8 protein-coding genes, 1 tRNA gene and 1 other RNA gene are annotated in these 11,316 nt (G+C 70.0%); 3 read left to right on the forward strand and 7 right to left on the reverse strand.

Annotated elements, in window-relative coordinates:
* Positions 1-47 precede the first annotated feature (47 nt).
* A complete protein-coding gene (locus ABYF38_RS04155; RefSeq protein ID WP_371152881.1) occupies positions 48-1,181 on the forward strand; it encodes a hypothetical protein in 1,134 nt (377 codons plus the stop codon).
* 297 nt (positions 1,182-1,478) lie between these two features.
* On the opposite strand, the gene ABYF38_RS04160 is transcribed toward ABYF38_RS04155, so the two are convergent.
* Positions 1,479-1,727, reverse strand: coding sequence for a hypothetical protein (locus ABYF38_RS04160; RefSeq protein WP_371152882.1), 249 nt, complete (start codon positions 1,725-1,727; stop codon positions 1,479-1,481).
* A gap of 593 nt (positions 1,728-2,320) precedes the next feature.
* Here ABYF38_RS04160 and trxA point away from each other — a divergent pair.
* Entirely contained in the window at positions 2,321-2,698 is a 378-nt protein-coding gene (gene trxA / locus ABYF38_RS04165) for a thioredoxin (protein WP_371152883.1), read from the forward strand.
* A gap of 62 nt (positions 2,699-2,760) precedes the next feature.
* Here the strand turns inward: trxA and ABYF38_RS04170 are convergent, their stop codons facing one another.
* From ABYF38_RS04170 to ffs, 6 genes are all read right to left on the reverse strand, one after another.
* Positions 2,761-3,099, reverse strand: a complete 339-nt coding sequence (locus tag ABYF38_RS04170; RefSeq protein ID WP_371152884.1) for a hypothetical protein — start codon at positions 3,097-3,099, stop codon at positions 2,761-2,763.
* A 606-nt stretch (positions 3,100-3,705) separates the two neighbouring features.
* The gene (locus tag ABYF38_RS04175) at positions 3,706-4,752 is read right to left on the reverse strand and encodes an aspartate-semialdehyde dehydrogenase (RefSeq protein ID WP_371152886.1); all 1,047 of its coding nucleotides are present in this window, start codon (positions 4,750-4,752) and stop codon (positions 3,706-3,708) included.
* The gene (locus ABYF38_RS04180) at positions 4,749-6,071 is read right to left on the reverse strand and encodes an aspartate kinase (RefSeq protein WP_371152887.1); all 1,323 of its coding nucleotides are present in this window, start codon (positions 6,069-6,071) and stop codon (positions 4,749-4,751) included. The genes ABYF38_RS04175 and ABYF38_RS04180 overlap by 4 nt, the downstream gene beginning before the upstream one ends.
* A gap of 236 nt (positions 6,072-6,307) precedes the next feature.
* On the reverse strand, positions 6,308-6,928 hold the full coding sequence (gene recR, locus ABYF38_RS04185; protein ID WP_371152888.1) for a recombination mediator RecR: 621 nt from the start codon (positions 6,926-6,928) through the stop codon (positions 6,308-6,310).
* 132 nt (positions 6,929-7,060) lie between these two features.
* Complete coding sequence (locus ABYF38_RS04190) at positions 7,061-10,285, reverse strand: DNA polymerase III subunit gamma and tau (RefSeq protein ID WP_371152889.1); 3,225 nt, start codon at positions 10,283-10,285, stop codon at positions 7,061-7,063.
* Positions 10,286-10,397: 112 nt separating this feature from the next.
* Positions 10,398-10,493: signal recognition particle sRNA small type (gene ffs, locus ABYF38_RS04195), an RNA gene on the reverse strand.
* 398 nt (positions 10,494-10,891) lie between these two features.
* On the opposite strand from ffs, the gene ABYF38_RS04200 reads away from it, so the two are divergent.
* A tRNA-Ser gene (locus ABYF38_RS04200) sits at positions 10,892-10,979 on the forward strand.
* The last annotated feature ends 337 nt before the right edge of the window (positions 10,980-11,316 follow it).

The raw sequence follows: 11,316 nt of genomic DNA on the forward strand, positions 1-11,316 counted from the left end.
TTGCGTACCTAGCTAAAATCTTGCTGGACGTTCGTGTAGGAGGGAAATTGGCGCAGAACTCTCAGCTGCTGCAACTGGCCCAGGACCCGGCCACCCCGCTGCAGACACTCCAGCAACTGGCGCAAAACTATCCCGGGCTGCGCTCGGCTATTGCCCTGAACCCCTCCACCTACCCGGCGTTGCTGGAGTGGCTGCGAGACCTGCACGACCCCGCCGTTGACGCCGCCCTGGCCCAGCGCGCCCAGTACCTCGCCGCAGGTTACGGCGCTTCCCCGGGGAGCTGGTCGGGCACCCCCGCGCAGGCCACCCCCGCGCAGGCCGCCGCCACCCAGGCCGGCCCCTACGCCGGCGGCGCGGCCGGCCCGGTTCCAGCCGGTAGCCCCTACGGTCAGCCCGGCCCCACGCTGCCCTCCTCCCAGACCGCCCAGACCGCCGTGTTCCCCGCCCCGACCGGCGCGGGCGCCTTCCCTGCCGCCTCAGCTGTCTTCCCCACTCAGGGCGCTCAGGGCGGCGCGGTTGCCTCCGCCAGCCCCTTCGCCCCCGTGGGCGCGGCCGCTGCCCGCCAGGGCGACCCGCTTGGCGGCGCGGGCACGGACACGGAGGACGAGGACACGCGCGGCGCCGGCGCCCTGCCCTGGGTGATCGGAACGCTGGCGCTGATCCTGGTGGGCGTCATCATCTATATGGCCTTCACCCTGTTCGGGCCGGCCAACCGGAACGTGGACCACAAGCCCGGCGCCCAGGCCACCCCCTCCGCCCCGGCCGCGCCCGCCACCCCGCAGGAGAGCGAGGCGCCTAGCACCAGTCCCACCCCCACGCCCTCCGACGCGGGCCGCCCGGTACCGGCCGATGCCCTGGACCTGCCCGCCTTCTACTCCCCCTCCGGCAACATCGGCTGCTCCCTGGAGGCCGACCAGGCCTGGTGCGTCTTGTACAAGCACAACCAAACCACCTCCGCCGGCTGCACCCCGGAGCAGGCCGTGGTGGTCACCATCGACAACGAGGGCCGCATTTCTGAGGAGTGCTCCGGCGCCGACGGCGAGCTGCCCACCCTCGAGTACGGCCAAACCGCCGCGAACCAGCACTTCGCGTGCACCTCCAGCGAGTCCGGCATGGAGTGCTGGCACAGGGCCACCGGGCGCGGCTTTAAGCTCTCCCGCGAGGCCATCGTCAAGGACTAGGTCCAGCCGCATCCCGTTTCCGGGCCGCCCATTTGCGCCCCTAGTCCCGCCCGGCTGCGTAGGCTGGGTCTATAGGCGGGCCCTTGGGTGGCTCGTGTTGGCGCCACCCGTTTCACGCGCCCGGGGCAGCGCGTTCGGGCCTGCGTATTGCCCCGGTGGGGAGGGCAGAGCCGTGACGAACAACCAGTGGGGAACCCAGCCGATGCCGCCGGGCCCGCTGCCGCCCACTCCGCCGCCCATGCAGCCCGGCTCCATGCCGCCGACGGTGCAGCCTCCCCCGATGCAGCCGTTGAGCGGTCAGCGCCCGCCGCGCGCCACCCCCTGGTCGCGCGTGTACGCGATCGTGGCGGCCGTGTGCGGCGTCGCGCTGGTGGCCGTGGCGGCCTTCTTCATCGGCCGGGGGACGGACGACGCTGCCGCCCCCACCGCGCCCACTACTGCGGCCAACGTGCAGGGCACAGCCCTGGCCACGCAGACGCCCTCCCAGTCGGTGCGCCCATCCGCTTCCCCGCTACTGAGTAAGGTCTCTCCGAGCTCTGCTGCCACTCCTTCAGCGCAGGCCATTCAAACCGCGCAGGCTGCCCCTCCCCCGCCGGCGCCGCCAGCGCCAGCCCCACCACCCGCTCCAGAGCCGCCGCCGGGTCCCCCTGTCCCCGAAGGGCCCGCCTTCCCCCCTCCAGAGGACGCGGTCTTTGGCGAGTACTTTTCCTTCGTCACCCCCTCGGGCTCGGTGCTTTGCCGCGGCTCGGTCCATTCGTTGGATTGCGCCACAGAGGTTTGGAACTTTGTTCCGCCCATCCAGTGCGACCCCGGGGCAGTTTTCATCATGAGCATGGACGGGACTAACGCAATCCAGTACACGTGTAACTTCAGCGATGGCGGCTTGGTGGATACGGCTCCGGCTGGCTCCGCGTTCACTACCGGGGTGTACGCGTGCGTAATTGACTACGACGGGGCCAACTGCTGGCACATGACTACTGGAAACGGCTTTTATCTGAGCGCGGATCTCCAGTACGCCTACTGAATTCCTGCGCCCGGAAGCGAGTTAGGCCACCTTTAGATCTTGCGGGAATAGAAGAGTGGAGCCATCCGTTAGGTTGGAGTGGAGAGCATTGAACCGCAACCGGAATGGAGTAAACGTGGCCACCATCGACCTGACCGCCGAGTCCTTCGCCCAGACCATCGAGAACAATGACATCGTTCTGCTTGACTTCTGGGCCGAGTGGTGCGGTCCGTGCCGCCAGTTCGGCCCGGTCTACTCCAAGGTTTCCGAGGACTTCCCGGAGGTTGTCTTCGCCAAGGTTGACACCGAGGCTCAGCCACAGCTTGCAGCCGAGTTCGGCATCACCTCCATCCCGACCATCATGGCTTTCCGCGAGAAGGTGCTGATCTTCGCCCAGCCGGGTGCGCTGCGCGAGGCTCAGCTGCGTGAGCTCATTGGCAAGATCATGGAGCTGGACATGGAGGCGGTCCGCAAGGAGATCGCAGAGGCCGAGGCCAAGGAGAACGAGGGCTGAGTTAGCTTTCGGACAACGGTTGGGGCGGGGAAGTCATTTTCCCCGCCCCAACCGTCTTCCGTTTAGAACTTGGTGATCCCGTCCCGGTTCATCAGGAATCCGTTTGCGAGCCGGTTGTTCCAGCACACGACGCCAGCTTCCTGGGAGAGGCAGGTGAGGTTGCCCGTGCAAGCGGACATGCCATACGCCAGGACCTCGGTGTCGAGCCCGGGGTTACCCATGATGCAGGACTCCCGCATAGCGCCGCTGTCCGCAGATAGTTCGATCATGTGGTAGGAGTTCTCGCACGGCATGGGCGGGGTGTAGTTGCGCTGCAGGATGCCGCAGTTGACCACGTCAGGGCTCATCTCGCAGTAGATGTTGTGAGTGGGTGAGAAGAAGGCGTAACGGTCCTTCCACATCACGCCTCCGGGCGCGGGCCTAGCCCCGTCAGCTTCCTTATCGGGGATGCCAGGCACCCCCGTGGCCGGCGGGGGCGGAAGCGGCGCGGGGCTAAGCGCTCCGCTGGTTGGTTCACCGGAAGGCTCACTGCTTGGCTCAGCAGGTTCCGTTGGGAGAGCAGATGAGCTTTCGCTTGGCTGCTCGCTGGCAGTGGCTGGTGGGGTGGTTGTTTCGCTTGGGGAGGTCCCGTTGGAGGGGGTGGCTCCGGCCCCGGCTGGCTGGTCCTTGCTGGAGAACACGCCAGTCATGGCAAGAACAGCTATCACGATGGCAATCACGGCAGCTACGAGGGCCAGGATCGAAACATACGCGACCTTGCGGTTGGCGTTCACGGCATAGCTCCTTCCTTGTGCCGCGCAGCCAGCCCAGTGCTGGACGCGAACAACCGTCCAAGCACTTCAGGTGAGCTGCGTCTCTTTCGGTACTCATAAGTATGGTAAATCGCTTGACCTTTTTGGCGGGAACAGACCTAGCAAACTAACGCACTCCACTGATTTCAGCCCGGCGAACGAAAGGGGCACGGTGGATGAATCTCCACCGTGCCCCCGCTGCTTTGCAGCTTGGAATTAGGCAGCCAGCTCCTTCGCGACCAGCACGGCCAGGTCCACCGCGTTCAGGGCTGCGCCCTTGCGCAGGTTGTCGCCCACGATGAACATCGCCAGGCCGCGGCCGCCCTCGACGGCATGGTCGGCGCGCAGGCGGCCCACCAGCACGTTGTCACGTCCGGCACCATCCAGCGGGGTGGGGACATCTACGTACTCGACACCGGGGGCGGCGTCGATCAGCTCGCGGGCGCGCTCCACGCTGATGGGGCGCTCGAACTCTGCATGAATGGCCAGGGCGTGACCGGAGAAGACCGGCACGCGCACGCACGTGCCGGACACGGCCAGCTCCGGGGCGTTCAGGATCTTGCGGGACTCGTTGCGCAGCTTCTGCTCTTCGTCGGTCTCGCCGGAGCCGTCGTCCACCAGGGAGCCGGCCAGGGCCACCACGTTGAAGGCAATGGGGGCCACGTAGACGCTCGGCTCCAGACCGGTGACGGCGCGTCCGTCCAGGGCCAGGGCCTCGATCTCCTGGGTGACGCCGTGGCGGATCTGTCCGGCCAGTTCTTGCACGCCGGCCAGGCCGGAACCGGAGACCGCCTGGTAGGAGGAGACGTGGAGGCGCTTCAGGCCGGCCTCGCGGTGCAGCGGGCCCAGCACGGGCATGGCGGCCATGGTGGTGCAGTTCGGGTTGGCCACGATGCCCTTGGGGCGCTCGGCCAGGGCCTGCGGGTTGACCTCAGAGACCACCAGGGGAACCTGCGGGTCCTTGCGCCACGCGGAGGAGTTGTCGATCACCACGGCGCCGGCGGCGGCGAACTTGGGGGCGTACTCCTTGGAGGTGGCCCCACCGGCGGAGAACACGGCCACGTCAATTCCTGACAGGTCAGCTGTGGCAACGTCCTCCACCACCACGTCCTGCCCCCGGAAGGACAGCACGGTGCCCGCGGAGCGGGCGGAGGCGAAGTAGCGCATCTTGGCGATGGGCAGGTCGCGCTCCTCCAGGAGCGCGCGCATCACGCGACCCACCTGGCCGGTGGCGCCAACTACAGCAAAGGTCAGGTTGCTCATCGTCCAGTTCCTCCGTAAACGATGGCCTCGGCCTCGGCGGAGTCGAGGTCGAAGGCGGTGTGGGCAACGCGCACGGCCTCGTCGAGGTCGCTGAGCGCGGTAACGACGGAGATGCGGATCTCCGAGGTCGAGATCATCTCGATGTTGATGCCGGCGTCGGACAGCGCGCCGAACAGCTTGGCGGAGACACCCGGGTGGGAGCGCATGCCGGCGCCGACCACGGACAGCTTGCCGATCTCCTCGGTCAGGAAGATCTCCTTGTAGCCGATCTCGGCGGCCACGGCCTCCAGGGCCTCCAGGGCGGCCTGGCCGTCGCCGGAGGGCAGGGTGAAGGAGATGTCGGTGGAGTTGTCGCGCACCGAGACGTTCTGCACGATCATGTCGATGTTCACGTCCGCGGCAGCCACGATCGCGAAGATGCGGGAGGCCAGGCCGGGGCGGTCGGGCACACCCACCAGGGTGATCTTGGACTGGGAGCGGTCGTGGGCTATTCCGGAGATGATGGGCGCTTCCACTGAGTCCTCCTTCGAGGCGATGATCTGGTCGGCGATGGTGGGGGCCAAGAGGCGAACGATGGCGGGGTTGACGGCGTGGTCTGCGATCCAGGTGCCGTCCTTGTCGCTGAAGGAGGAGCGCACGTGCAGGGCTACCTTGTGGCGGCGGGCGTACTCCACGGCGCGCAAGTGGAGGATCTTGGCGCCCTGGGCGGCCAGCTCCAGCGTCTCTTCTGCGGTGAGGTTGAAGATGCGGCGCGCGGAGGGGACCACGCGCGGGTCGGCGGTGAACAGGCCGTCGACGTCGGTGTAGATCTCGCACACGTCGGCGCGCAGCGCGGCGGCCAGGGCGACCGCGGTGGTGTCGGAGCCGCCGCGGCCCAGGGTGGTGACGTCGTCGTTGTCGGAGAGGCCCTGGAAGCCGGCCACGATGGCCACGGCGCCGTCGCGCACGCACTGGACGATGCGCTCGGGGACCACGCCGACGATGGAGGCCTTGCCGAAGCGGGTGTCGGTGTGCATGCCGGCCTGGCGGCCGGTGAATGCGTGTGCGCGTTCGCCCTGCGCCTCGATGGCCATGGCCAGCAGGGACATGGAGATGCGCTCGCCGGAGGACATGAGCAGGTCCATCTCGCGCGGGCTGGGGTTGGGGTTGAGCTCGGCGGCCATGTCCAGGAGCTCGTCGGTGGTGTCGCCCATCGCGGAGACCACCACCACTACGTCGTGTCCGGCCCGCTTGGTCTCAACAACGCGCTTGGCCACGCGACGCATCGCGTCGACGTCGGCTACGGACGAGCCGCCAAACTTTTGCACAATCAGGCTCACGTTGCTCCTCTTGGTCATTTCCGCTGCGGCCTGCGGGGCCGGGCGGAAGCGGGCTAGGGGCGTCGCGCGCGGGCGGCTCATTTCCCGCCCGCGCAACGCTTTGTCGATTCTTGCACGAACCCAAAGCGTCTCTTTTGTCGCCTTGGTCGCATTATTGGCGCTCGGGCGTGGTTTTTGCCCGGCCGGGCGGGGCGTCGTCCCCCCGAAGTGTGTTCAATTCACGGGCGACGTTCTCACTATTCGGTCGCCGGGGTGGGGTTTCCGCCCACCAGGCGGCGCCCCTCGAAGGCGCGGCCCAGGGTGACCTCGTCTGCGTACTCCAGGTCGCCGCCCACGGGCAGGCCGGAGGCCAGGCGGGAGACGGGCACCTCCAGCGTGCGCAGGGTGCGCACCAGGAAGGCGGCGGTGGCCTCGCCCTCGATGTTGGGGTCGGTGGCGATGATGACCTCTTGCACGTCGCCCTCCCCCACGCGCTGCAGCAGCTCGCGCACGCGCAGCTGGGCCGGACCGATGCCGTTGAGCGGGTCGATCGCCCCGCCGAGCACGTGGTAGCGGCCCCGGAACTCGCGGGTGCGTTCGATGGCAACGACGTCCTTGGGCTCCTCCACCACGCACAGCACCTGGTCGTTGCGACGCGGGTCCAGGCAGATGGCGCAGTGCTCGCCCTCGGCGATATTGCCGCAGGTGACGCAGAAGCGCACGCGCGCCTTGACCTCGGTCAACGCGCGCGCCAGGCGTTCCACGTCCGTGGCCTCGCTGGCCAGGATGTGGAAGGCGATGCGCTGGGCGCTCTTGGGGCCGATGCCGGGCAGTCTGCCCAGTTCGTCGATGAGGTCCTGTACGGCACCGTCGTACACCGTCACTCCTTTTCTCGCGGCGGGTGGCTGCTGCCAGTTGGTGGTCTGCTAGGTAGGGGCGGGCGGGTCAGCGCGCGCCGGGGGTGCTGCGGGGGTGTCCCTCCCGGCTGGCGGGAGGGGCGGGCGCGTTTGCTAGTTCTGGGTGAGGTCGCGCTCCTCCAGGATTTGGCCGCCCAGCACGCGCAGCATCACATGCACGCCGGCCTCGGCACTCATCTGCACCTCCGGGTCGTCCAGGCTGATTTCGTTGTCGTCGTAGTCGTCGCCCCGCCCGGCCGGCTGCACGATTCCCACCTGCATCCCGCCGGCGGGGTTTCCTGCGGCTGCGGCCGGGTTGCCTGCCGGCCGCGCCGAATTGCCCGCGACGCCAAGCGGCCTGGCGGCGGAGGGGTGGGCGGCCATTGCCTGTTCCTGCTGGTCTTCTAGCCCGTCGGTTTGGACGACGTTCCCCCCGCCGCCCCCGTCGATTCGCCGCCCGGAGCGGATGTCGTGGACCGGGGCCCAGGGCTCCGGGGCGGGAGGGGCGAAGTTGGAGGACAGCTGCGCGGGCACCTCGGGCCAGGCGTCCACGATCGCGGCCACTGCGGCCTCGGCGACGGACGGGGGCAGGTCATTAGAGGCGAATGGGTTGCGCGGGGTGGGCGGGGCCTCCTCGGCGCGGGCGGCCGCGCCACCCACCGGGGCGACCTCGGGCCAGTCGTCCTCCCCAACCCCGGCCTCGGCGACCGGGACCGGAGCTTGGGCGGGAGCCGGGGTCGGAGTCGGCGTGGGGGCCAAAGCGGGGGCGACTGGTTCCGGCGTGCTCGGGGCGAGCGGCGCCGGGGCGCCGCGCAGGGCCGGGGCCGGGGCGGGCTCGGGGCGCGCCGGGGCTACCGGGAGCGCCTGGGCTGCCGGGGGTGCGTTCTCGGTGTCCCGCTCGGCCGCTACGGGCCGGGGGGCGGGCTCGTGGTGCGCTGGGGCGGGGTGCCCGTGGGCGCGGCCGTTTTCTTCCGGTTCGTCGGCGGCCGCTGCGCGGCTATCGACGAAAGGGGCGGCATCACCGCCGTGGCCCTGGTTCCCGGGGTGGTTGCGTGCCTCGCCGGGGTGGGGCTGGCCGCCCGCGCCGTCGGGGTGGGCCGGTCCGCCCGGCACGCCCTCGACGGCCAGGTCCAGGCCCAGGGATTCGCGCAGGGCCTGCTGCACGGCCTGGCCCATGTTGCGCGTGTGGAAGGCGGTGAGGATGCCGGGGGCCGGGATGTGCACGGCGAAGGTGCCGTCGGTGACGGGGCCGGGGTGGGCGTTGGCGCTCACCAACGCCCAGGTGACCTGGCTGATCCCGCGCAGGGCGCCCAGTACCTCGGGCCAGCGGGCGCGGATCATCTCAGCCTGTCCGGCGGTGCCGGAGTCGGAGAGCGTGGTGCCGTGCTGCGGCTCGGGGTGCTGTACCACGGGCTGCGGCTCGGATTGCTGGGGTGCCACCGGCTGAGGTGCGGGCTGCTGGTGTTGCGGCGCCGCCGGGGCGGCCGTGGGCCACGCTGCGGCGCGCTGCGCCGGGTACTCGCCGCGCGACTGCGTGCGAGCGTCGCCCTGCTCCCAGTTGGGCTCGGGGCGGCGCTCCTCCCACTGCTGCGGCGAGTCGAAGCGGGAGCGGGCGGCGGGCTGGTCGTGGTGTTCTGCTCGCCGCTGCGGCTCCCCGCCCCAGGGCTCGCGTTGCGCACCTGCGGTGGGGCCTGCCTGCTGCGCGGGCGCGCCGCCACCGTAGCTGCCGTGCTCGGCCGGGAGGAACTCGCGGGTACCCCAGTCCTGGTCGCCCTGACCGCGCTGCAGTGCGGGCGGTTCCTGACGGGGCGCTGCGGGTTCCGGCGAGGAGGGGGCGGCCGCAGGGGTAGCGGCGGCGGGCGGAGCGTCGTCCATCCCCCGGCCGCGTGTGGGGGCGGCGGGCTGCGACAAGTCATCGCCCCAGTCGGCGGCGGCGGAGGCGATCACGTCGGCCGGAGACATGCCTGCGGGGGCGGCCTGCTGCGGGGCAGAGGCGGCGGGGCGCTCCTGCGCGGGGCGGGCACCGTAGCCGGGCCGCTGGTCCGGGTGGCCCAGGCGGTGGTCGGGGTGGCCGCCGTGCCCACCGGGGGCGGGCTGCGCAGCCGGGCCGGGCCGCGAAGCGCCCGCAGCGGGGGACGCGCCCTGGCCAAAAGTAGCCGGCGCGTGACCGCGCCCCTCAACCCCGGCGGCGGCGCGACCGGCGTGGTCGCCGCGCCCGGGGGCGATGCCCTGCAGCTCCCCCAGCGCCAGCAGCACGCGGGCGCACAGTAGTTCCACGTGCAGGCGCGGGCTGGTGGCCCCCACCATGGAGGTCAGGGCTTCGTTGGTTAGGTCGGCGGCGGCGGACAGGGCGGGCGCGCCCAGCGCCTTGGCCTGGTCCCTCATGCGGGCAAAGACGTCTGCTGGCAGGCCGGCTAGGGCGTCGCGCGCGTTCTCCCCGGTCAGGGCCACCACCAGCAGGTCACGCAGGCGCTGCAGCAGGTCCTCAACGAAGCGGCGCGGCTCCTGCCCGGCCTCGATCACGCGCTCGACCACGCGGAAAACGCCCGCGCCGTCGTCAGCGGCGAAGGCGGAGACGATCTGGTCAAGCAGGGTCTCATCGGTGTAACCCAACAGCGCCACGGCCTGGCGGTAATCCAGCTGGCCGCCCACGGTGCCGGCGATGAGCTGGTCCAGCACGGAGAGGGAGTCGCGCACGGACCCGCCGCCGGCCCGGATCACCAGCGGCAGAACGCCGCCCTCCACGCGCACGCCCTCGCGGGCGCACAGCTCCTCCAGGAAGCGCGTCAGTTCCTCCGGGGGCACCAGCCGGAAGGGGTAGTGGTGGGTGCGCGAGCGGATCGTGCCGATCACCCGCTCCGGCTCGGTGGTGGCGAAGATGAACTTCACGTGCGGCGGCGGTTCTTCCACCAGCTTCAGCAGGGCGTTGAATCCCTGCGGGGTGACCATGTGGGCCTCATCCAGGATGAAGATCTTGTACCGGTCCCGCACGGGGGCGAACGCGGCGCGCTCCCGCAGCTCGCGGGCGTCGTCCACGCCGTTGTGGCTGGCGGCGTCGATCTCCACCACGTCCAGGGAGCCACCGCCGTTACGCGACAGCTCGCGGCAGGAATCGCACACCCCGCACGGGGTGTCCGTGGGGCCCTGTGCGCAGTTCAGGCAGCGGGCCAGGATGCGCGCGGAGGTGGTCTTGCCGCAGCCGCGCGGGCCGGAGAACAGGTAGGCGTGCGTCACTCGGTCCGCACGCAGGGCCGCCATCAGCGGCTCAGTCACGTGGGACTGACCGATAACGTCCGCGAAGGACTCCGGGCGGTAGCGGCGATACAGAGCTGTGGTCACGCCTCTAAGGCTAGTTGCTGCCACCAACACTTGGAGAACCGGAGGGACGGATTTGTGCGCGGCAGTGATTTGGGTGCGCCTGGCTTTCGCTGTTTACTGCGCCGCGCGGGCACAAAAGGATCCTCCGCGCACCCAGCAGAGCATCCTTATCCTTGCTGCCTTCCGGCCCTGGGGAGGTTCGAATGGTGCCGCCACGCGGAGGACCGCCGCCATTCTAACAGGTGGTGGCCGCACCGGCAGAGCGGGGTTGCGAGCGGGACGGCCAGGCATATGTTCCTCCTAGCTGGGCGGCGGTTGCACCTGGGACGCCCCCTGGCGCGGCCCCAACTCGCCCGACCGGCCAGAGGGTATGCAGACGGCGGTTGGTGATGCCCCGCTTGGATTTGCCTCCGCGTGCCCGACGCTGCCGCCGCGCACCACCGCTTCGACGGCCCCCACGCCCCGCTTACCTCACCGTGCCCGACGCTGCCGCGCCCGCCGCCCCCTTCCTGCACCAACGCGTGCGAAGCGCAAGGCGGGCGAAGGCTAGCCAAAAGCGTGACGCGGCCCATGCCTACAGGATTGGCACCAAGTGGTTACATTGCGTATCATTACTTCTCGTTGCCTGGAGGATTCGCCTAGTGGCCTATGGCGCACGCTTGGAAAGCGTGTTGGGTGCAAGCCCTCGGGGGTTCGAATCCCCCATCCTCCGCCAATTGTTTGCCCCCGGCGTTTCGACGCCGGGGGCAAACTCGTTTTGGTCCGCGTCGGAGCCTTCCCTTTTGCGTAGGCGGAGCAGTTCCCCACCGCTGACGAAGCAACGGCACGGCACCACCCGGGCGTTCCCAACCACACAAGCGAACGGTCGGGGTACATGCGACCGATTGGGGACGTGGAACCGTTCGGTCGCATCTACCCGGATCGGTCGTATCTACCCCAGTCGCTCGTATTCGCGCCAAGCCTGCCTTGTTGCCCGGGCCATCAGCCTGCGCCGGTCTGCGCTGGGCAGCTCACTGATTGTCGGCGATGGGTCCCCGCAGCGGCACGTTGCA

The organism is Buchananella sp. 14KM1171, assembly GCF_041380365.1.
Classification (GTDB): domain Bacteria; phylum Actinomycetota; class Actinomycetes; order Actinomycetales; family Actinomycetaceae; genus Buchananella; species Buchananella felis.